Source organism: Ramlibacter sp. AN1015 (assembly GCF_037726105.1).
Taxonomy (GTDB): Bacteria; Pseudomonadota; Gammaproteobacteria; order Burkholderiales; family Burkholderiaceae_C; genus Ramlibacter.
Window position 1 is genome coordinate 13,793 of sequence record NZ_JBBJUM010000009.1, and the last position, 21,268, is coordinate 35,060.

Below are 21,268 nucleotides of genomic sequence, written 5' to 3' on the forward strand. Positions count from 1 at the left end.
GGTCCGCCGCGCTCAGCGCAGCAAGCCGCTGTCGCGCAGCGCCTGTTCGACCGCGGGCTGCGCGGCGTCGGACAAGGGGGTCAGGGGCAGGCGCAGGGTCGGGCCGCACAGGCCCATGCGCGCCATCGCCCATTTCACCGGAATGGGGTTGCCTTCCACGAACAGCCAGCGGTGCAGCGGCATGAGGCGACGCTGGATGGCCATGGCCCTGCGGCTGTCGCCGGCGATGGCGGCCACGCACAGCTCGTGCATCTGGCGCGGCGCGACGTTGGCGGTGACGCTCACGTTGCCCTGGCCGCCGCACAGCATGAGGGCCACCGCGGTGGGGTCGTCGCCGGAATAAACGGCGAAGCCCTCGGGCACGTCGCGGATGAGCCACTGCGCCCGCTCGATGTTGCCGGTGGCCTCCTTGATGCCGACGATGCCCGGCACCTCGGCCAGGCGCAGCACGGTGTCGTGGGCGAGGTCGGCGACGGTGCGCCCGGGCACGTTGTACAGCACCACGGGCAGGTCTCCGGTGGCCTCGGCGATGGCCTTGAAGTGCCGGTACTGGCCTTCCTGCGTGGGCTTGTTGTAGTAGGGGACCACCTGCAGCTGGCAGTCGGCGCCGACCTCGCGGGCGTACCTGGCCAGGGCGATTGCTTCGGCGGTGGAGTTGGCGCCGCAGCCCGCCATCACGGGGACGCGCCCGGCGGCGTGCTCCACCGACACGCGGATGATCTCGCGGTGCTCCTCGACGCTGACCGTGGGCGACTCGCCGGTGGTGCCGACCACGCCGATGCAGTCGGTGCCTTCGGCGATGTGCCAGTCGATCAGTTTGCGCAGTCCCGCGTAATCGACGCTGCCGTCGTCTTGCAGCGGGGTGATCAGGGCGACGATGCTGCCGGTAATCGGTGTCATGAGGGGAGGGGTGAGTGAACGCCGGATTCTAACGAGCGGGGGCGCCTGCCCATCCAGCGGCCGGCAGGCGCGGCGCGGCAGGCGATGCGGTCCCGGCGCCAGCCGGGCGAACGCCTGCTACTGAGGTTTTCGAGGGTCGCCGGCGGCGTCGTCGCCCGCAGCGTGCAGGGCGTAGCGCGGGGGCGGCGCGTCGTCGGTGCCGCCCGCGCGCACCGCGGCGATGCGCTGCACGAAGCGCGGCGGCTGCGCCAGGAACCCGTCTTCGTAGGCCACCACCCGCAGGTCCGCGCAGGCGGCCAGCAACTCTCCGGGGCGCAGCAGAAAGTCTGCCCGCGCCGGCTTGCCCACCGTCTCGTTGCCTTGCGCGAAGGTCTCGTAGATGAGGGCGCCGCCAGGCGCCACGCTGTCGACCAGCACCGGCAGCAGCGGGCGCCACAGATAGTTCGTCACCACCACGGCACCGAAGCGACGGCCCGCGAGGGGCCACGGTCCCTGCTCGATGTCGGCCAGCAGCGCCTCCCCGGCGCCGCGAGCCAGCTCCAGCGCCTGCGGGTCGCGGTCGATCCCGAGCACCGGATGCCCCTGCTGCGCGAACCAGCGCATGTGGCGCCCGCCGCCACATGCGACATCCAGCACGTCCGCGCCCCCCGGCACGAGATGGCTCCAGCGACGGACCCAGGGCGAGGGGGCTTCGGTGCCGTGCATGGCCGGAAGTCCTCAGTTGAAGCAGGCCCAGACCATTTCGGAGACGCTCACGAGAATGGTCGGTTCGGTGTAGAGGGCGAAAACGCCGGCGAGCGCGGCGGCCGCGGCGAGCAGGCCGAGCGCCTTGCGCAGGGCCGGCGCAAGCCTGGACGAGCCGGCAACGGACCGCGGCATGGTCACGCCGCCTGCGCCAGCGGCTGGCGCTGGATCGGAGCTTCGCGCACGGGCAGGTTCACCAGGGCTGCGAACACCCCCAATGCGATGGAGAGATACCAGACGATGTCGTAGCTGCCCGTGCGGTCGTACAGCAGGCCGCCCAGCCACACGCCCAGGAACGAGCCGATCTGGTGGCTGAAGAACACGAAGCCGCTCAGCATCGACAGGTGCGCCACGCCGAAGATGCCCGCCACTGCGGCGCTGGTGACCGGCACCGTGGACAGCCAGAGCAGGCCCATGACTGCCGAGAAGACGTACACCGACAGCGGCGTGAGGGGCGCTGCCAGGAACACCGCGATCGTCACCGCCCGGCTCAGGTAGATGAACGCAAGGATCTTGCGCTTGGCCATGCGTTGACCGAGCGCGCCCGCGATGTAGGTGCCGAACACGTTGAACAGGCCGATCAGCGCCAGCGCGTAGCTGGCCACGTGGGGCGCGAGGCCGTGGTCGCGCAGGTAGCTGGGCATGTGCACGCCGATGAACACCACCTGGAAGCCGCAGACGAAGTAGCCCGCCGTGAGCAACTGGAAACTGGGATAGCGGAAGGCCTCGCGCACCGCCTGCGCGATCGTCTGCTCGCGCCGCACCGGCGCTCCCCCCGAGAAGCCCGGCTCGCGCAGGCCCAGGGCCAGCGGCGCGATCAGCAGCACGAGCGCGGCGAGCACCAGCAGCGCGGTCTGCCAGCCGAGGCCGGCGATCAGGAAGCCTTCGACCGGCACCATGAGGAACTGCCCGAACGAGCCGGCGGCCGCCGCGACACCCATGGCCCACGAGCGCTTGGCGGGGTCGATCTGCCGGCCGATGACGCCGTAGATCACGGCGAAGGTGGTGCCCGCCTGGGCCGCCCCGATCAGCACGCCGGAGGCCACGGCGAACAGCAGCGGGGTGGTGGCCAGCGCCATCCCCGCGAGCCCCAGCGCGTAGAGCACCGCGCCGCCCACGATCACGCGGAAGGCGCCGAAGCGGTCGGCCACCATGCCGGCGAAGATGCCGAAGCAGCCCCAGGCGAGGTTTTGCAGCGCGATGGCGAAGGCGAAGGTCTCGCGCGTCCAGCCCTGGGCCTGCGTGATGGGTGTGAGCCACAGACCGAAGCCATGCCGCGTGCCCATGGACAGGGTGACGATGGCTGCGCCGCAGACGAGGACCTGGGCGAGGGACAGGCGGGGAGGGGAGGACATTCCGGGAAATGTAGCGAATCGGCTGGCGGCCCGAGCACGGCGGGGGCTTGAAAAATTTCGTCCCGATTGATGCGAATGAGGCATGGATGGCGTCTGCTGCGGGCCGTGTCTGTGGTTTTGTACAGCGGTGCGGCGGCCTGTGTCTACAATCGCCGCTCCCATGGCAAGCAAACCGTCCCCCGAGTATTCCGAAGGTTCGATCCGCGTGCTCAAGGGCTTGGAGCCCGTCAAGCAGCGGCCCGGCATGTACACGCGCACGGACAACCCGCTGCACATCGTCCAGGAGGTGCTGGACAACGCCGCCGACGAGGCCCTCGCCGGGCACGGCAAGCGCATCAAGGTCACGCTGCACACCGACGGCTCGGTGTCCATCGAGGACGACGGGCGCGGCATCCCGTTCGGCATGCATCCCGAGGAAAAGGCGCCGGTGATCGAACTGGTGTTCACCCGGCTGCACGCGGGCGGCAAGTTCGACAAGGGCAAGGGCGGCGCCTACAGCTTCTCCGGCGGCCTGCACGGCGTCGGCGTGTCGGTGACGAACGCGCTGGCCAAGCGCCTCGAAGTGGTGTCGCACCGCGACGGGCAGGTGGCCCGGCTGGTCTTCGCCGCGGGCGACGTGGTCGAGCCTCTGCAGCTGCGCAAGGCGCAGGAGGGCGACCGCCGCCAGGGGACCTGCGTGCGGGTCTGGCCCGACGCCAAGTACTTCGAATCGAGCCAGCTGCCGCTGGCGGAGCTGGCCCACCTGCTGCGCAGCAAGGCCGTGCTGATGCCGGGCGTGGCCGTGTATCTCGTCAACGAGAAGACGCGCGAGAACCAGAGCTGGCAGTACAAGGGTGGCCTGCGCGACTACCTCATGCAGACGCTCGGCGGCGATCCGGTGATTCCGCTCTTCGACGGCGAGGGCTACGCCGAGAACAACGACCAGTTCGCCGAAGGCGAGGGCGCCCAGTGGTGCGTGGCCTTCACCGAAGACGGCCACCCCGTGCGCGAGAGCTACGTCAACCTCATCCCCACCACTGCGGGGGGTACCCACGACAGCGGCTTGCGTGACGGCCTGTTCAACGCGGTCAAGAGCTTCATCGACCTGCACTCGCTGCTGCCCAAGGGCGTCAAGCTGCTGCCCGAAGACGTATTCGCCCGCGCGTCCTACGTGCTGTCGGCCAAGGTGCTCGATCCGCAGTTCCAGGGGCAGATCAAGGAACGTCTGAACTCGCGCGACGCGGTGCGGCTGGTGTCCAGCTTCGTGCGTCCCGCCCTCGAACTCTGGCTGAACCACCATGTGGACTACGGCCGCAAGCTGGCCGAACTCGCCATCAAGGCCGCCCAGGTGCGCCAGCGTGCCAGCCAGAAGGTCGAGAAGCGCAAGGGCTCGGGGGTGGCGGTGCTGCCGGGCAAGCTCACCGACTGCGAGAGCCGCGACCTCGGCCACAACGAGGTGTTCCTCGTCGAGGGCGACTCGGCCGGCGGCAGCGCCAAGATGGGCCGCGACAAGGAATGCCAGGCCGTGTTGCCGCTGCGCGGCAAGGTGCTCAACACCTGGGAAGTCGAGCGCGACCGGCTGTTCGCCAACACCGAGATCCACGACATCGCCGTGGCCGTGGGCGTCGATCCGCACGGGCCCAACGACAACCCCGACCTCAGCGGTCTGCGATACGGCAAGATCTGCATCCTGTCCGACGCCGACGTCGATGGATCCCACATCCAGGTGCTGCTGCTCACGCTGTTCTTCCGCCATTTCCCCAAGCTGATCGAGACGGGCCATGTCTTCGTCGCGCGGCCGCCGCTGTTCCGGGTGGACGCGCCGGCGCGGGGCAAGAAGCCCGCCTCGAAGAGCTACGCGCTCGACGAGGGTGAACTCACCGCCATCCTGGACAAGCTGCGCAAGGAAGGCGTGCGCGAAGGCGCCTGGAGCATCAGCCGCTTCAAGGGCCTGGGCGAGATGAGCGCCGAGCAGCTCTGGGAGACCACGCTCAATCCCGACACGCGGCGGCTGCTTCCGGTGCGCCTGGGCAGGTTCGACTTCGCCGGCACCGAGGGCCTGATCACCAAGCTCATGGGCAAGGGCGAGGCGGCCGCGCGCCGCGAACTCATGGAACTGCACGGCGATGCGGTCGAGGTCGATATCTGATCCCGCGCAGGCCCGGGGGCCCTGCAGGCGCGGGGTGACTCCGCACGGGGCGACGCTGCTGTCGCAGGCCCTGCGCGGGCTGCGCCGCTGCGCGGCTGTGGCGCTTCCTCTGCTTGCCTGCGCGCCTGCGGCCTGGGCCGACGTGTGGGGCTACATCGACGGCAAGGGCACCGCCCACTTCGCGTCCGCTCGACTGGACGATCGCTACGAGCTGTTCTTCCGCGGCGGTGAGGCCTTCGACACGGCGCGAGGCCTGCCACCGCCCCAGGTCGCCGAGGCGCAGCCCGCGGCAGCGCCGCAGGCTGCGGCAGCAGCCGGCACGCCAGCCGCAGCCGCTTTGGCGCCTTCCACCGCAGCCATTTCCACTGCGGCTGCCAAGCTGCTCGCGTGGCTGGAGCACGCCCCCGGTTACAAGGCGGTGCGCCACCACCTCCGGGATGCCGCCCAGGCCGAGGGGATCGAATACGAACTCCTCAAGGCCTTGATCGCCGCCGAGTCTGGCTTCGACCCGCAGGCGGTCTCGCCCAAGGGCGCGGTCGGGCTGATGCAGGTGATGCCGGCGACCGCCGAGCGCTTCGGGCTGCGCAAGGACGAGCGCGCACCCATCGCCCAGCGCCTGACCGAGCCACGCACCAACGTCCGCGTGGGCACCCGCTACCTGCGCTACCTGATCGACCGCTTCCCCGGGCGCCTGGAGCTCGCGCTGGCGGCCTACAACGCTGGCGAGGGCGCGGTGCGCCGCGCCGGCAACCGCGTACCCGCATTCCGCGAGACGCAGAAGTACGTGGCGACCGTCATGCAGATCTACGCCAGCCTGAAGCCGCCCGATGCCACGGACGCCACGTCGGTGCTCGGCGCGGGCCCCGTAGAGCCGCCGCAGCGCGTGCGCATGGAGCTGCGCGGCGGCTCGCCCGCAGAGCCGGCGGAGCCAGGCGCCCGGCAGCCAGCCGGTGCTGCCTCCGCGCACGTTCCGGAGCTCCCCGGCGCGTACGCTGCGACCCTGCCAGCCGGCGGTGCACGCGGGCGTGGCAACCTGCCGTCCTCGCCGTCCTCGCTGACACCTTCTTCCGACAACTCCACCGACTGAGCGACACCCCACTGGCATGGATCAGGATCTCTTCAGCGCCACCGCCTCCGATGGCGGCGACGACGACACCGAGCTCGACCTCGGCACCTACGCGCAACGCGCCTACCTCGAATACGCGCTCAGCGTCGTCAAGGGGCGAGCCCTGCCCGACGTGGCCGACGGCCAGAAGCCGGTGCAGCGGCGCATCCTCTATTCGATGGCCCGCATGGGGCTGGGCTTTACCGGCGCCGGCGGTGCCAAGCCCGTCAAGAGCGCACGGGTGGTCGGCGACGTGCTGGGCCGCTTCCATCCGCACGGCGACCAGGCCGCCTACGACGCGCTGGTGCGCATGGCGCAGGACTTCTCCCAGCGCTATCCGCTGATCGACGGCCAGGGCAACTTCGGCAGCCGCGACGGCGACGGCGCCGCGGCCATGCGCTACACCGAGGCACGCCTCGCGCGCATCACGCGGCTGCTGCTCGACGAGATCGACGAAGGCACGGTCGATTTCGTCGCCAACTACGACGGCAGCACGCAGGAGCCGGTGCAGCTGCCCGCGCGCCTGCCCTTCACGCTGCTCAACGGCGCGAGCGGCATCGCCGTCGGCCTCGCCACCGAGATCCCCAGCCACAACCTGCGCGAGGTGGCCGACGCCTGCGTGGCCCTGATCAAGAACCCCAAGCTCACGGACGAGGAGCTCTTCGCGCTGGTGCCCGGGCCCGACTACCCGGGCGGCGGCCAGATCATCAGCGCGGCGTCGGACATTGCCGAGGCCTACCGCGGCGGGCGCGGCTCGCTCAAGGTGCGCGCGCGCTGGAAGATCGAGGAACTCGCGCGCGGCCAGTGGCAGCTGGTGGTGCACGAGCTGCCGCCGGGCGTGAGCGCGCAGCGCGTCCTGGAGGAAATCGAGGAGCTCACCAACCCGAAGGTGAAGGCCGGCAAGAAGGCCCTCAGCCAGGATCAGCTGCAGCTGAAGCAGGCGGTGCTCGCGGTGCTGGATGCCGTGCGCGACGAGTCGAGCAAGGACGCCGCCGTACGCATCGTGTTCGAGCCCAAGACCAGCCGCATCGGCCAGTCCGAGCTCATCACTACGCTGCTGGCGCACACCAGCCTGGAGACGTCCGCGCCGATCAACCTCACCATGGTGGGCCTCGACGGCAGGCCGGTGCAGAAGTCGCTGCGCCAGATGCTGGGCGAGTGGATCGACTTCCGCCAGCGCACCGTCGAGCGGCGCTCGCGCCACCGGCTGGACAAGGTACTCGACCGCATCCACATCCTCGAAGGCCGGCAGATCGTCCTGCTGAACATCGACGAGGTGATCGCCATCATCCGCGCGAGCGACGAGCCCAAGCAGGCGCTCATCGCCCGCTTCCGCCTGAGCGAGCGCCAGGCCGAGGACATCCTCGAGATCCGGCTGCGCCAGCTCGCGAGGCTGGAGGCGCTGAAGATCGAGCAGGAGCTCAAGGAGCTGCGCGAGGAGCAGAAGAAGCTCGAGGAAATCCTGGGCAGCCCCGCCGCGCTGCGCCGTCTCATGGTCAAGGAGATCGAGGCCGACGCCAAGCAGTTCGCCGACGCGCGCCGCACGCTGATCCAGGCCGAGAAGCGCGCGGTGGCCGAGGTGCGCGTGCTGGACGAGCCGGTCACCGTCGTCGTCTCCAGCAAGGGCTGGCTGCGCGCCCGCCAGGGCCACGGCCACGACGGGTCGAGCTTTGCGTTCAAGTCCGGCGACGGCCTCTACGGCACGTTCGAGTGCCGCACGGTGGACACCCTGCTGGCCTTCGGCAGCAACGGGCGCATCTACTCCATTCCGGTAGCGACCCTGCCGGGCGCGCGCGGCGACGGGCAGCCCGTCACCAGCTTCATCGACCTGGAGAGCGGCACCCACGTGGTGCACTACTTCGCCGGCGCCGCCGGCGCCTGGCTGCTGCTGTCCAACTCGGGCGGCTACGGCTTCCTCGCGACGGTGGAGAACATGAGCTCGCGCCAGCGCGGCGGAAAGGGCTTCGTCAGCTGCGGCCCCGGGGAGACGCTGTGCCGGCCTTCCCCGGCGAACGTGCCGCCGCCGGCAGGCGCGACCCCGGCCGGGGCCAGCCTGCCCGCCACCCACGTCTGCTGTGCCTCGACCGGTGGCCGCATCCTGACCTTCGACATCGCCGAGCTCAAGGCGCAGGCCAACGGCGGGCGCGGACTGCTGCTGATCGATCTGGACGCCAAGGACACGCTCGCCGGCGCCGCCGCCTACACCCGCAGCGTGCGTATCAGCGGCATCGGCCGTGGCGGCAAGGAGCGCGAGGAAACCCTGGAGATCCGCTCCTTGAACAACGCCAAGGCGGGGCGTGGACGCAAGGGCAAGGCCGCCGACCTGGGCTTCAAGCCGACGGCCGTCGTGCGGGTGGAGTGAGGCCATGCGTGCACTCGAGCTGAAGGTGCCGCCGGTGGCGCTGGTGGTGCTGCTCGCGGCGGCCATGGCGGGCCTTGCGCGGGTGGCGCCTGCATTGACATGGCAACTGCCTGGTGCCGCAGGCGTGGCGGCGTCGCTCGCGGTGCTGGGCGTGGCGGTCGCGGTGGCCGGCGTGCTGGCTTTTCGGCGCGCGGGCACCACGGTGAACCCCACGCGTCCGGAAGACTCCAGCGCGGTGGTCACCACCGGTGTCTACCGCTTCAGCCGCAATCCGATGTACCTGGGCATGCTGCTGGCGCTCGTCGGCTGGGCGGTCTGGCTGGCGCATCCGCTCGCGCTGCTCGGCCCGCCGGTGTTCGTGCTGTGGATGAACCGGTTCCAGATCGCCCCCGAGGAACGTGCCCTCGCATCGCATTTCGGCCTCGCCTACACCCGCTATTGCGCGCGGGTTGCTCGCTGGCTCTAGCCCGTGGCCTCCGCGGCCTCTGGCTTGCCCGAGCGCGAACCCTCGTAGTCGGCAAAGGCGCGGGTGAACTCCGCGCCGAACAGGAAGATGAGCGAGGCGTAGTAGACCCACGCCAGCAGCACCACCACCGAGCCGGCCGCGCGCAGCGACTCGGTCACGCCGCCACGGCCGAGGTACAGCCCGATCAGCAGCTTGCCGATTTCGAACAGCACGGCCGTCACCAGGCTGCCGACCCACACGTCGCGCCAGGCTATGCGGGTCGAGGGAAGCATTTTGAAGATCATCGCGAACAGCAGGGTGAACATGCCCAGCGACACCGCGATGTTGATGAACCACAGCAGCCGCTCCCATGCCGGCAGCAGCCCGCCGGCCCAGGTACCCAGCGCCGCAAGCGCGGCGCTCACCACCAGGGACGCCATCAGCAGGAATGCCACGCCGAGGATCAACCCGAAGGAGAGCAGGCGCGCCCGCACGATGCCCGTGACGCCGGACGGCCGCTCGCGCTCCGGGACCTGCCAGATCCGGTCGAGCGAGCTTTGCAGCTCGGCGAAGACGGTGGTCGCGCCCACCAGCAGCACGGCCACGCTGAGCACGCTGGCGAACAGGCCCCGTTCGGTGTCGCTCGCGCTCGCCACCAGCGCCTGCACCATCTCGGCGCCCTGCGTTCCGATCAGCGAATCGATCTGCCGCACGATCTCGCCGCGCACCGCCTCCTCGCCGAACAGGGCGCCTGCCACCGCGATCACGATCACCAGCAGCGGCGCGAGGGAAAACACCGTGTAGAACGCAATGGCCGCGGCCATGCTGAAGGCATAGTCCTCGTTCCAGGCCTGTCCGGCCCGCACGAGTAGACAATAAAACGGCCGCAGCCCGAGCATGGGGGCACTGTACGCCGCGCGGGCGCATCCGTGGGCGACGCGCGGGCGCGGGGGCCTTGCGCCACATCTACCGTCCCCATCTGTAACAGCGGCATCGGCTCAGCCGCAAGCGGGCAGAATGCGTCCCCTCGAACAACCCTGAAACGCTTCGCGCCTTCTGCCTCCATGCCGCTGTTCAAGAACCTCATCGCCTTTCGCATCGCACCCGAATGGACGCCTCCCGCGCTCGAGCCGCTCGAAGCCGAAATGCAGCGGCTCGCGTTCCAGCCCTGCGGCGCCACGCAGGAGCTTTCGGTGGGCTGGCTGCCGCCGCGCGGCGAGGAGCACGGCGCCATGGTCGAGAGCGTGGGCGGCCACTGGATCATGAAGCTGGGCGTCGAGCGCAAGGCCGTGCCGGGCGGCGCGGTGCGCGCCGAACTCGAAGCCCGCTGCAAGGTCATCGAGGCCGAGCAGGGGCGCAAGCCGGGCCGCAAGGAAAAAGCCGAGCTCAAGGAGGAGATCGTTCACGCCTTCCTGCCGCGCGCCTTCAGCAAGCGCTCGAGCCATATGCTCTGGATCGACGCGGCCAACCGGCTGCTGCTGGTGGGCGCCGGCAGCACGCGCGCGGCCGAGGCGGTGCTCAAGCAACTGGGCGACCTCATGGCCGAGCTCAAGCACGTGCTGTCGGTGTCGCCGCTGTCCACCGCCACCTCACCCTCGGCCGCCATGGCGCACTGGCTCACCAGCCGCGAGGCGCCCGCCGGCTTCAGCGTCGATCGCGATCTCGAATTGAAGAATGCGGGCGAGGAGAAGTCGGTGGTCCGCTATGCCCGCCACACGCTCGAACTCGAGGAGATCGGCCAGCACATCACCGAGGGCAAGCTGCCCACGCAGCTCGCGCTCACCTGGGAGGGCAAGGTCTCCTTCGTGCTCACCGACATGCTGGTGCTCAAGAAGATCGATCTGCTCGACGTGGACGACAACCTGGGCAAGGACAACGGCTTCGACGCCGACGCCGCCATCGCGACCGGTGAGATCTCCGCGCTGCTGCCCGACCTGCTCAGCGCTTTGGGCGGCGAAATGGCGCTGGGCACCGGTGCCGCCGCGCCCGCGGCGCCGGCTCCACGCGAGGACGCGCTCGAAGAGGCGCCGTTCTGACAGGCCGGCGGCAGGCCGCTGCGGCCGCTTGTCACAATGCCGGCTGATTGTTCCGATCCCAGGACCCCACCATGTCCCTGCAATTCGCCTCCCGTCTCGACAAGGTCGAAACCTCCGCCATCCGTGAACTGTTCAAGCTGCTGGGCAAGCCCGGCATCATCAGCTTCGCGGGAGGCTTCCCCGACAGCGCCATGTTCGACGTCGAGGGCCTGCGCGCGGCGAGCCAGGCGGCCCTGGACAACAACCCGGGGGCGGCACTGCAATACGGCGCCACCGAAGGCTTCGACCCCTTGCGCGCCGAACTGGCCACCTTCATGCAGTCCAAGGGCGTCGGCGGCGTGGCGGCGCAGGACCTGATCGTCACGACCGGCAGCCAGCAGGCGCTCGACCTGCTGGGAAAGACGATGGTGAACCCCGGTGACAAGGTCATCGTCGAAGGTCCTACGTTCCTGGCCACCATCCAGTGCTTCCGCCTGTACGGTGCCGAGGTGATCAGCGCGCCCATCGACGCCGATGGCGTGCGCGTCGATCGGCTCGAGCAGCTGATCGTCGAACACCGGCCGCGCTTCGTCTACCTGATCCCCACCTTCGGCAATCCCAGCGGCGCGCTGCTGAGCCTGGAGCGGCGGCGCCGCGTCCTGGAGCTTGCGGCACGCCACGAGGTGCTGGTGATCGAGGACGATCCGTACGGCGACCTCTACTTCGGCGCCACTCCGCCGCCCAGCCTGCTGGCGCTGTCGGCGGACGTTCCCGGCAGCCGCGCCTGGCTTGCCTACTGCGGCAGCCTCAGCAAGGTGCTCAGCCCGGGGCTGCGCATCGGCTGGCTGGTCGCGCCCGAAGCGCTGCTGGCGCGCGCCACCATGTGCAAGCAGTTCAGCGACGCACACACCAGCACCTTCGCGCAGGCGACCGCAGCGCACTACCTGCAAGCCGGACGCATGCCCGCCACGCTGGCGCAGGTGCGCGAGGTCTATGCGGCACGCGCCCAGGCCATGGGCGAGGCGTTGCGCCGCGAACTGGGAGACGCCATCGAGTTCACGCAGCCGCAAGGCGGGCTGTTCTTCTGGGCCCGCCTGACCGGCGCGGGAGGCCGCGTCGCGGACGCTGGCGAGTTTGCCCGCCGCGCCATCGAGCAGGGCGTCGCCTTCGTGCCGGGGGCGCCTTTCTTCGCGACCGAGCCCGACACTGCTTCGCTGCGCCTGAGTTTCGCCACGGCAGACGAGCCGAAGATCGCCGAAGGCGTGGCGCGCCTGGGCCGGGCGTTGGGGTGAATGCAGGGCGGATTCGACTGCGTTGCGTTTCGCGGTTGATGTTTGTAGTTGACGTGGCGAGCCGGGATTTCGCCCCGGCGGGCGAGTCACTTCTTTTGCTTCGCCAAAAGAAGTAACCAAGAAAAGGCGACCCCGGTGTCTGCGACCCCTGCGGCCCTTGCGGGCCGCAGGGGAGGGAGAGACCCCGACGGGCCATCGCTGCGCTCGGCCCTGGTGCCCGCTTCGCTGGCTTGGGAGCGGCGTACTTGCACCGCGGGGGCGCCGCGCTCTTGAAGACCCACGTCACCTGCGGCCAACGCCAAGTCCAACGCCAACGCCAACCAACATGGCGCACCAACGACCATCCCGAAGGACACGGCCGCAGGCCGTGTTGACCCCAAATCCCGTGTGTCTGCGCCTGCGCCGGACGGCTTCGGCCGGAAAAAGGGCCGCGCATGTCTGAGCCCGCAGGGCGAGTTTGCGCGGACCCCGGTCGAAGCTGTTCGGCGCAGGTCGCCCCGTAGCGCAGCGAAGGGGTCGCAGACAGTCGGGTCGCCTTTCTGTGCCTACTTTCTTTGGCGATGCAAAGAAAGTAGGTCGCCCGCCGGGGCGAAATCCCGGCTTGCCACGACAGCGATAAACATCCCTAGCAGGAGCACCTGCGATCCCTAGCAGGAGCACCTGCTCCTGCGATCCCTAGCAGGAGCACCTGCGATCCATCGCACGAACACCTGCGATCAATCGCAGGAGCCCCTGCGCGCGCAAGCCTCACACCAGCCCCGCGCTCCCGTACGCAACGAAGAGACGAGCGGACGACTACCGCTTGACCCAGCTGAACACCCGCACCGGCGGGACGTTCACGAACTCCCACTCCTTGGTGGGCTCTCCCAGGTAGGGGGTGACGAAGCCCGCCACATGGGCGCGCACCTGATAGGCCACGAACCGTCCGCCCGGGCGCAGCACATTGGCAATGAGCGCGGCGATGCGGTCCGACACCTCACGCGGCATGGTCGAGAACGGGATTCCGGAGACGATGGCGTCCGGGGGCGGCATGCGGCGTGCCGCCAGCAGGTCCGACAGACGTTCGGCGCTGGCCAGCTCCAGCGCCAGGCGGCTGTCGTGCAAGGAGCTGCTCAGGTGTTCATAGAAGCGGTTGTCGAGCTCGATGGCGAGCAGCCGCGCCGAAGGCTGCATGGCCTTGAGCAGGGCGGCGGTGGTTCCGCCGGTGCCGGGGCCGAGCTCGACCACGCTGCGGGCCTCGGCAATGCCGGCATTGCGCACCAGACGCTGTTCCAGCCGGGAAGAGCTCGGCACCACCGAACCGACCTGCGCCGGGTTCCGCACGAAGCCTCGCAGAAACTCGGCACTGTCCCGGAGCGGAGCCATCGGGAGGGCCCTCGCGCTGGCGCGGGCGTGATGGCTGCTCGTCCGGGCGCTTTGTTGTTCTTTCATGGGATGTCGGCTGGTTGTAGGAATGTTGTGAATTCTCGGGTCGGCGACCCGGGCATGAGTGTCGGACAGTTTCGCCTGGGGTGGTGCCCTGCCGCTGCTGCGGCTGTCACCTGCGAGAATCGTGCCCTTGGTTCCGTAGTCTAGAAGTTTCGACCGATGCCCCTCCCCGCGCCGCAGCCCCGCACTCCCATGCACACCCGCCAGGTCGTCTACAACGGATGGCGGCGCGACGACGGGTTGTGGGACCTCGAGGCGGTGCTCACCGACACGAAGCCGTTCGCCGCCGACCTGTACCGGCCGGCGCCGCTGCCTGCCGGCTCACCGGTGCACGACCTGTCCATCCGCGTCACGCTGGACGACGCTTTCGTGGTCCAGGCGATCGCCACCAGCATGGACGCGACGCCCTTCGGCGAGTGCCAGCAGGCGACCGACCCCATGCAGCAGGTCGTGGGCGTGCGCATGGGCCCGGGCTGGCGGCAGGCGCTCGAGCGCATCCTGGGCGGGGTGCGCGGCTGCACGCATTTGCGCGAGCTGCTGTTCAACATGGCGACGGTGGCCTACCAGACCATTCCTTCGGGGCAGATGCACCTGCGGCGGCTGGCGGGTGAGCCCGAGCCTGCACAGGAAGGCCCGCCCTACCATGTGGGGCGCTGCATCACCTGGGATGCCGAAGGGGCGGTAGTCCGGCGGCACCACCCCGAGTTCGTGGGCTGGCAGCCGCTGCGGCGCAAGACCGTGGTGCAGGGCTGAGTTCCTGCAGGGGCAGGAGTGCGGCCATTCGTGGGCCGCGCCGAGGCCGCACCGGATGGGCAAGGTCATTGGGCCTCCCGGCATGTCCGGCCCTCCATGTCCCCGCAAGTGCCTGGGTTTGGTCCGGCTGCTAGCGTCGCGCCATGCGTCACATCGATCTTTCCGCGTCCGGCGCGCCCCGGCGTCTTCATGACGTTTTCCGGTGCGCGAGCGCCCCGGGCTGCGATGCGAGCCGCCGTCTTTTCCTGGGCGCCTGTTTTCTGCCGACGGTCGCGTTCCTGCGGCCCGCGCGCGCCGACGCGGCGGCCTGGAACGCGCTGCGCGAGCCTGGGGCGATCGTCTTGTTCCGCCACGCCACGGCGCCGGGCGTCGGCGACCCCGTCGATATGCGCCTGGGCGACTGCGCCACGCAGCGCAACCTCGACGACCGTGGCCGTGCGCAGGCACGGCGCCTGGGCGAGCGCTTCGAGGCCGAAGGCATCCAGGTCGCACGCGTGCTCAGCTCGCGGTGGTGCCGCGCCCGTGACACGGCGCGCCTGGCGTTCGGTGATCGGGTGGCGGGCGGGGTGCGCGACGAGCCGGCGTTCGACTCGTTCTTCGCGCGCCGCTCGGGCCGCGATCCGCAAACCGACCAGGCCCGCATGCTGCTGCGCCAATGGAAGGGGCCCGGAGTCCTCGTGGTGGTGACCCACCAGGTGAACATCCAGGCCCTCACGAATGAAAGCACCACCTCGGGCGAAGGCCTGGTGGTGCGGGTGGGGGAGGGGAGCGCGCCCCTGCAGGTGCTGGGGCGCGTCCTTCCCTGAGCGTGACGATCAGTTGACCGTGAAGTCGCCCGACGAGCTGCGCACGTTGAAGCGGCCGTTGCCCACGTATTCCAGCTCGACCATGTCGCCCTGGCCGCCGACGATGCCGCCGTTGGCACCGGCTGCGGTGCGGTTGCCGAAGGTGAGGTGGAGCGGGCCGTCGTCGGCCGTGTTGGCGCCGCCGACTTCGGCCGCGTTGTTGCCGGCCAGGACCACGTTGCCGTCACCCGACACCGCCACGGCGCGCCATGCGCGAGCGGTCTCGACCGGGTTGAAGGTGGCGCCGCCGTCGGTGGACAGCTGGATCTCGTCACCCTCGCTGGCGATGGCGATTACCTGGCCGTCGGCCGACATCGAGAGCTGGTTCACCGCCGCGGGACCGGCGATCTGGGTCCAGTTCGCGCCGCCGTCGATGGAGCGCAGCACCAGCCCACCCTTCTCGGCCACCACCATCTCCATGCCATCCGCGGAGGAGGCGGCGCGGTACCACATGGTGCTCGTGGTGCCCGGCACGGCGGTCCAGGTCACGCCCGCATCGCTGGAGGTGTAGACGCTGTCGCCGGAGGCCACGGCCACCAGGCGCTGTCCGTCGTCGGAGCCGGCGACGGCTTCCCAGTTGCGGGCTACGCCGCCGCGGGCCGTCCAGGTGGCGCCCGAGTCGGTCGAGGTGTAGATGAACCCACCGCGGTCAGCCGCCACCAGCATGCTGCCGTCAGCGGAGATGGCCGCGTCCAGCCAGAACTGCGTCGACCCGGCCGGCTGTACGTTGGTCCAGGTCTGGCCTGCGTCAGCGGAGTAGTAGACGCCGCCGAAGGCCGCCGTGGCGATCATGCGGCTGCCGTCGGGGGTGACGTCGATCGCCGACCAGTTCAGGCCGGTCGGGCCCACCTGGTTCCAGGTGACGCCGCGGTCGCGCGAGACATGGATGAGACCGCTGCCACCCAGCACGCGGTTGGACACCGCAGCGAGCGTGCTTCCGTCGGCCGATGCGTCGGCGAAGTACCAGCCGTCGTTGGGGCCCACGGTGGACCAGGCAGCGCCCGGAATCGGGTTGCCGCCCAGGCTGGTGGTGACCACGTACTGGCCGGCGTTCTGCACGATGCGCCAGTCGTTGGCGCTCTGCCCCGTGACCTTCACGGTGGAGCCGACGGCGGGCGACGCCGGCAGGGTGAGGTCCACCGTTCCTGCCGTGCTGGCGTTGACGAGGTAGTCGCCGTTGGCCGCCATCTGCTGGGACAGCGTCGTAACGGTGACCACACCGCCGGTGCCGGGATCGGTCGGCGTCGGATCGGTGGGCGTGGGATCCGTCGGGGTGGGGTCGGTGGGCGTGGGATCGGTGGGCGTCGGGTCGGCCACGATTGGCGCGTCGTCGTCGCTCCCGCCGCCGCAGGCGCTCAGCGCCAGGGCACAAACGGTGGTGGCCGCCAGCCATGTCAGGCGGGCTTTGAAGGGTTTTCTGGACATGCTGCTTCTCCTGGTTGCGATCTGTTGATCCGTTCACGGACCGTCACCATGCTGCCGAGCCTGCTTGTTTGCAGAGCTTCCCGGTTGGAGCGTTGCCACGTAGGAAAACCTGCCGTGCGTGCATCGGCGAACGCCAACTGCCCGGCCGTAGCGGCCTGAATCTGGCTGTCCTTGTGTCGCGCTGACGTGCCCCTATGTAACTGCCATGAGCGCATTTCTGCACATCGTCTGTCCCCACTGCCAGACCACCAATCGGGTGCGGTCGGACCAGTTGCGCAGCGCTCCGGCTTGCGGCCGCTGCAAGAAGGACCTGTTCACCGGCAGGCCGGTCGCGCTCGACGTGAACGGGTTCGAGCGGCAGGTGGCCCGCAGCGACATTCCGGTGCTGGTGGATTTCTGGGCGGCGTGGTGCGGCCCCTGCCGGATGATGGCGCCGGCCTTCGAGTCGGCCGCGGCGCAGCTGGAGCCGCAGGTGCGCGTGGCCAAGGTCGATACCGAGGGCGCGCCCGCACTGTCAACACAGTTGGGCATCCGCAGCATTCCCACGCTGGCGCTGTTTGCCGGCGGGCGCGAAATCGCGCGCCATGCCGGGGCGCTGCCGCGCGCGGCCGACATCGTGGCCTGGACCCGGCGCCATCTGCCGTGAGCGCGGCCGCAGGCGGGCCGCTGTCCGACAGCGTGGGGAAGCGCGCGCCGACGCAGGCACACGGTCCGCGTCCCTAGGCTCATCGATTCGTAAACGCGGTCGCAGTTGCAGCCGTGCAGGGAGCATCAATGCCAGGAACCACGCCGCAGGACCAGCGGTCCGACCCGCGCTTCGGACTCGCCCTGCCCATCACCATGGGGGACAGCGAAGGCCGGACCCACGACCTCAGTGCGCGAGGCGTGCTGTTCGAAGTGCAGCGGCCGCCGGCGCTCGGTTCACGGGTGGCTCTGCGGCTGCTCTATGCGGCCGGAGGCACGCACTGCCAGCTGCCGTGCCAGGGCCGCGTGGTGCGCATCGATGCACTTGAAGGCGGCTACAACGTCGCCGTGCAGTTCGATCGGCCGCTGTTCCGCTGAATCGCAGCGCGGCGCGCGGGGCACTGGCTGCCGCGATGGCGCCTGCGCATAATCGCGCGCATGAGCCTGCTCAAACGCCTGTTCGGTGACAAGACGCCTGCACAAGGCGCTTCGCGCTTCCAGGACAGCGAGACCAGCGCGCATGCGCCGAGTTCGCGCAGCGTGCCGCGGCGCGAGGTGGTGCACGTCGTGCTGCGTGAAACCATGCGCCAGCACGGCATCCCCAACGACTGGATCGAATGCCGCACCTTGAACCTGGTGCAGGCGAACACCCCTTCGGGCACGTACGTCACCCTCGTCGTCAAACGTGGGCAGGATCGGCTGCTGCCCTATGTGCCGGCATTCCAGGCGAGCTTCCGTGAGGCCTTGGCGCGCTTTGATCCCCGTGCCGCCGAGTGGCTGCGCGCGGTGGCGTGGGAGTTCGACGAAGCGGGCGCCGCGGTGCCCCCGATGCCCCCCGTCGGCGCGTCCATCGCACAAGCCGCACCGGCCGATGGCATCGGCACGGCCGTGGGCGTCGCGCCGCTCGCCGCTGCAGCGGCCGCGGCGCAGCCAGGCGAAAGGCCGATCACCGGCGAGCCGGAAGAAGACGATGTCCAGGCGGACCTGCGTGCACTGTTCGCCATTCGCGACGCCGCGCTGTCGGGCCAGGCCGCGCCGGCCGACGCCTTCAAGCCCACCGAGCACGGCGGACTCTGATCGCAGCGCGTGTCCCTACAGCTTCGGGATGCGCAGGGTCTTGCTGATCATCAGACTTCCCGAGAGCACGAACAGAAGCGCCACCGGGTGCAGCACCCAGGGCCCCAGCTGCCATGCCCCTCCCCAGATCCGCTCCTGCACCAGTCCCAGCCACGCCAGCAGCGCAAGCACGCCGGTGAGCAGCACGCTGGTGGGAATGGGGGTGCCTTCGAAATACTTGACCTTGCCGCTGCTGCCGGCCAGGTCGCTCGCCGTGACATTGAAGCGGGCGAGGCGGCTCACGCCGCAGCAGACGAAGTAGACCAGCGCCACCGCGTCCCAGCCGCCCTGCAGCCCGGCGGCGAACCCCAGCGCAGCCGGGGCCACGCCGAACGAGATGATGTCGGCCAGCGAGTCGAGCTCGCGGCCGAGCGCCGAGAACTGCTGGCGCGCCCGCGCGATGCGGCCGTCGAGCACGTCGAGCACCAGCGCGATCGGCGCCAGCGCCGCCGCCGCGAAGAAGTGCGCGGGCTCGCCCGACGCCATGAAGGCCAGTGTGAGCAGCACCGCACCTGCTCCGCAGGCCGCGTTCCCCAGCGTGAAGAAGTCCGCCAGCTGGAACTCGCGCAGCATGGAGAAGTGCCGCGCATCCGGTCGCGCGGCGTCGTGGCGGGCACTGCTGGCTTCGTCCATCCCCCGACGATAGGGAGCGCAGCGCAGCGCCCGGGTCGGAGGCGGGCCGGCTGTGGTGTCGTCCGGCACCGACGCTGCGTGCCTGGGGCGGCTGGGCTCATCCAGCGCATTGCTATAGTCCGCCCGCCATGAGCTTCCCCGATCGATGCGACCGCCGCGATCTGCTGCGCCTTGCGGCCGCTGCTGCCGCGAGCACCTGGCTGCCGCGGGGCTGGGGGCGCGAGCGCCGCTGGCGCTTCGACCCTTTTGCGCTGGGCGTGGCCAGCGGCGCGCCCGCCGCCGACTCGGTGGTGCTGTGGACGCGGCTGGTGGCGCCCGGATGGTTCGAAACCATCGGCGATGACCCGGTCCCGGTGCGCTGGGAAGTGGCCCACGACGAGGCCTTCGCCCGGGTGGTGCGGCGTGGCGAGACGCTTGCCATGCCGGCGCTGGCGCACAGCGTGCATGCCGAGGTCGCAGGCCTCGAGCCCGATCGCTGGTACTTCTATCGGTTCATCTCCGGCGACAGCATCAGCCCCACCGGGCGCACCCGCACGCTGCCGGCCCCCGGCGCGATGGTCGCGCGGCTGCGCCTGGCGTATGCCTCGTGCCAGCGCTGGGAGCACGGCTACTACAGCGCCTGGCGGCACATGAGCGACGAGCAGCTCGATTTGGTGCTGTTCCTGGGCGACTACATCTACGAATATCCGAACGCCGCGGCCGCGGTCCGCAGTTTCCCCACGCTGGGCCTGGTGCGCACGCTGGGCGACTACCGCGACCGCCACGCCCTGCACCGCAGCGACGCGGCGCTGCAGGCCATGCATGCCGCCTGCCCCTGGCTGGTGACCTGGGACGACCACGAGGTGCAGAACGACTACGCAGGCCTGCACGGCGGCGACGGGCGGCCGCTGGGGCTCAACCAGGTGGACGATTTCATGGCACGGCGCAATGCGGCTTATCAGGCCTGGTACGAGCACATGCCGGTGCGCGTCGGCGCGCTCGGCCGGGCCCTGTCGGGCGCGCTGGAGGTGCAGGTCCACAGCCGCACCCGCTTCGGGCGGCTGGCCGACCTGCTGCTGCTGGACACTCGGCAATGGCGCGACGTGCAGGCCTGCGGTGACCGCAAGCGCCCGGCGGGGCTGGTCGATCCGGCGCGCTGCGAGGCACTGGCCGACCCGAAGCGCACCTTGCTCGGCGCGGCGCAGGAACAGTGGCTGAACGCCAGCCTGGCCGGCGCCCGGGGCAGCTGGACCGTCCTGGGCCAGCAGAGCCTCTTCGGCCGCCGCGACAACCTGGCCGGGCCCGGCGAGCTGCTGTGGACCGACAGCTGGGACGGTTATCCCCTGGCGCGCCGCCGGGTGACCGACGCCTTCCAGAAGCACCAGGTGCCCAACCCCGTGCTGCTGGGCGGTGACGTGCACGAAAACTGGGTCGGCCATGTCAAGGCCGACTACGAGCGCCCCGACAGCGCCAGCATCGGCGTGGAGTTCTGCGGCACCAGCATTACCTCGCGCGCAGGCAGCGCCGCCCGCGTGCCGCAGCGGCTGGCGGAGAACCCGCATTACGTCTACGCCAACGGCGAGCGGCGCGGCTACGGGGTGTGTGAATTCACCCCGACGAAGTTGACCACCACCCTGCGCGGCGTGGTGGATGTGGGCGATCCGGACTCGGGGGTCGAGACGCTGGCGCAGTTCGTCGTGGCGGCTGGGCAGGCGAAAGTGGAGCGGCTGTAGGCGAGGTTTTCGTCAGGAATCGGCAGGACTGACGGCATTGAATTCTGGGACTCGCCGCGGTACGCACGGCGGGGTTCCAAGCGCTGATGGATCGGTTTCCGCTTGAGCGTTTTCCACGGACGTCGCCCGTGGCAGACGGGGCGTCGCGGGGTTGGCGATCAGATGCGTCGAGAAGCAGTTCCCTCCGGGGCCGTAAGGAACTGCGAGAACTGACAGGTGTGGCAGGTGACTCAGCGCACGGACTCGCCGTTGGGTTCGCAACCGTGCAAAAGGAGCCGCAATGCTAGGAACGCCAGGAATGCGAGGAAGAAAAACAATCGACTGCT

The 21,268-nt window shown here is 70.0% G+C and carries 20 protein-coding genes; 12 read left to right on the top strand and 8 right to left on the bottom strand.

All coding sequences use genetic code 11. The annotated features are described in order from the left end of the window. Window positions 1-12: 12 nt before the first annotated feature. The 4 genes from dapA to WG922_RS14860 form a co-directional block, all read right to left on the bottom strand. Window positions 13-900, bottom strand: coding sequence for a 4-hydroxy-tetrahydrodipicolinate synthase (dapA, locus tag WG922_RS14845; RefSeq protein ID WP_340283509.1), 888 nt, complete (start codon window positions 898-900; stop codon window positions 13-15). A 117-nt stretch (window positions 901-1,017) separates the two neighbouring features. Further along, on the bottom strand, window positions 1,018-1,605 hold the full coding sequence (locus WG922_RS14850) for a class I SAM-dependent methyltransferase (protein WP_340283510.1): 588 nt from the start codon (window positions 1,603-1,605) through the stop codon (window positions 1,018-1,020). A gap of 12 nt (window positions 1,606-1,617) precedes the next feature. After that, window positions 1,618-1,779: a hypothetical protein gene (locus WG922_RS14855; RefSeq protein ID WP_340283511.1), complete on the bottom strand. Its 162-nt coding sequence runs from the start codon at window positions 1,777-1,779 to the stop codon at window positions 1,618-1,620. 2 nt (window positions 1,780-1,781) lie between these two features. Continuing rightward, window positions 1,782-2,999 (bottom strand): MFS transporter, encoded by a 1,218-nt coding sequence (locus WG922_RS14860; RefSeq protein WP_340283512.1) that lies wholly within the window; start codon window positions 2,997-2,999, stop codon window positions 1,782-1,784. A gap of 160 nt (window positions 3,000-3,159) precedes the next feature. On the opposite strand from WG922_RS14860, the gene WG922_RS14865 reads away from it, so the two are divergent. Genes WG922_RS14865 through WG922_RS14880 form a run of 4 tightly spaced genes read left to right on the top strand, consistent with a single transcriptional unit; the run spans window position 3,160 to window position 9,060 of the window. Then, window positions 3,160-5,127, top strand: a complete 1,968-nt coding sequence (locus WG922_RS14865; protein WP_340283513.1) for a DNA topoisomerase IV subunit B — start codon at window positions 3,160-3,162, stop codon at window positions 5,125-5,127. 34 nt (window positions 5,128-5,161) lie between these two features. Further along, window positions 5,162-6,214, top strand: coding sequence for a lytic transglycosylase domain-containing protein (locus WG922_RS14870; protein ID WP_340283514.1), 1,053 nt, complete (start codon window positions 5,162-5,164; stop codon window positions 6,212-6,214). 16 nt (window positions 6,215-6,230) lie between these two features. Continuing rightward, window positions 6,231-8,594 (top strand): DNA topoisomerase IV subunit A, encoded by a 2,364-nt coding sequence (gene parC, locus WG922_RS14875; protein WP_340283515.1) that lies wholly within the window; start codon window positions 6,231-6,233, stop codon window positions 8,592-8,594. Between the two features lie 4 nt (window positions 8,595-8,598). Then, complete coding sequence (locus tag WG922_RS14880; protein ID WP_340283516.1) at window positions 8,599-9,060, top strand: methyltransferase family protein; 462 nt, start codon at window positions 8,599-8,601, stop codon at window positions 9,058-9,060. On the opposite strand, the gene WG922_RS14885 is transcribed toward WG922_RS14880, so the two are convergent. Continuing rightward, window positions 9,057-9,938: a YihY/virulence factor BrkB family protein gene (locus WG922_RS14885; RefSeq protein ID WP_340283517.1), complete on the bottom strand. Its 882-nt coding sequence runs from the start codon at window positions 9,936-9,938 to the stop codon at window positions 9,057-9,059. The two genes, WG922_RS14880 and WG922_RS14885, sit on opposite strands and share 4 nt — an antisense overlap. Window positions 9,939-10,103: 165 nt before the next feature. Between WG922_RS14885 and WG922_RS14890 the strand changes: the two genes are divergently transcribed. Together WG922_RS14890 and WG922_RS14895 are read left to right on the top strand one after the other, a co-directional pair. Beyond that, on the top strand, window positions 10,104-11,075 hold the full coding sequence (locus WG922_RS14890; protein WP_340283518.1) for a recombination-associated protein RdgC: 972 nt from the start codon (window positions 10,104-10,106) through the stop codon (window positions 11,073-11,075). Window positions 11,076-11,152: 77 nt separating this feature from the next. Next, window positions 11,153-12,346, top strand: coding sequence for an aminotransferase-like domain-containing protein (locus tag WG922_RS14895; RefSeq protein ID WP_340283700.1), 1,194 nt, complete (start codon window positions 11,153-11,155; stop codon window positions 12,344-12,346). A 795-nt stretch (window positions 12,347-13,141) separates the two neighbouring features. Here the strand turns inward: WG922_RS14895 and WG922_RS14900 are convergent. Then, window positions 13,142-13,711, bottom strand: a complete 570-nt coding sequence (locus WG922_RS14900) for a class I SAM-dependent methyltransferase (RefSeq protein WP_340283519.1) — start codon at window positions 13,709-13,711, stop codon at window positions 13,142-13,144. A gap of 222 nt (window positions 13,712-13,933) precedes the next feature. Here WG922_RS14900 and WG922_RS14905 point away from each other — a divergent pair, with 222 nt between their 5' ends. Together WG922_RS14905 and WG922_RS14910 are read left to right on the top strand one after the other, a co-directional pair. After that, window positions 13,934-14,527 carry a DUF2889 domain-containing protein gene (locus tag WG922_RS14905; RefSeq protein ID WP_340283520.1) on the top strand — a complete coding sequence of 198 codons (594 nt, stop codon included), beginning with the start codon at window positions 13,934-13,936 and terminating at the stop codon, window positions 14,525-14,527. 143 nt (window positions 14,528-14,670) lie between these two features. Continuing rightward, window positions 14,671-15,333 (top strand): histidine phosphatase family protein, encoded by a 663-nt coding sequence (locus tag WG922_RS14910; RefSeq protein WP_340283521.1) that lies wholly within the window; start codon window positions 14,671-14,673, stop codon window positions 15,331-15,333. A gap of 9 nt (window positions 15,334-15,342) precedes the next feature. On the opposite strand, the gene WG922_RS14915 is transcribed toward WG922_RS14910, so the two are convergent. Then, window positions 15,343-16,797: a hypothetical protein gene (locus WG922_RS14915; RefSeq protein ID WP_340283522.1), complete on the bottom strand. Its 1,455-nt coding sequence runs from the start codon at window positions 16,795-16,797 to the stop codon at window positions 15,343-15,345. A 205-nt stretch (window positions 16,798-17,002) separates the two neighbouring features. Between WG922_RS14915 and trxC the strand changes: the two genes are divergently transcribed. From trxC to WG922_RS14930, 3 genes are all read left to right on the top strand, one after another. Beyond that, on the top strand, window positions 17,003-17,443 hold the full coding sequence (gene trxC / locus WG922_RS14920) for a thioredoxin TrxC (RefSeq protein WP_340283523.1): 441 nt from the start codon (window positions 17,003-17,005) through the stop codon (window positions 17,441-17,443). A 128-nt stretch (window positions 17,444-17,571) separates the two neighbouring features. Further along, window positions 17,572-17,859 (top strand): PilZ domain-containing protein, encoded by a 288-nt coding sequence (locus WG922_RS14925; RefSeq protein ID WP_340283524.1) that lies wholly within the window; start codon window positions 17,572-17,574, stop codon window positions 17,857-17,859. 60 nt (window positions 17,860-17,919) lie between these two features. Further along, window positions 17,920-18,558, top strand: coding sequence for a hypothetical protein (locus WG922_RS14930; protein WP_340283525.1), 639 nt, complete (start codon window positions 17,920-17,922; stop codon window positions 18,556-18,558). Window positions 18,559-18,573: 15 nt separating this feature from the next. Here the strand turns inward: WG922_RS14930 and WG922_RS14935 are convergent, their stop codons facing one another. Beyond that, a complete protein-coding gene (locus tag WG922_RS14935) occupies window positions 18,574-19,230 on the bottom strand; it encodes a CDP-alcohol phosphatidyltransferase family protein (RefSeq protein WP_340283527.1) in 657 nt (218 codons plus the stop codon). A 128-nt stretch (window positions 19,231-19,358) separates the two neighbouring features. On the opposite strand from WG922_RS14935, the gene WG922_RS14940 reads away from it, so the two are divergent. Further along, on the top strand, window positions 19,359-20,942 hold the full coding sequence (locus WG922_RS14940; protein WP_340283528.1) for an alkaline phosphatase D family protein: 1,584 nt from the start codon (window positions 19,359-19,361) through the stop codon (window positions 20,940-20,942). The last annotated feature ends 326 nt before the right edge of the window (window positions 20,943-21,268 follow it).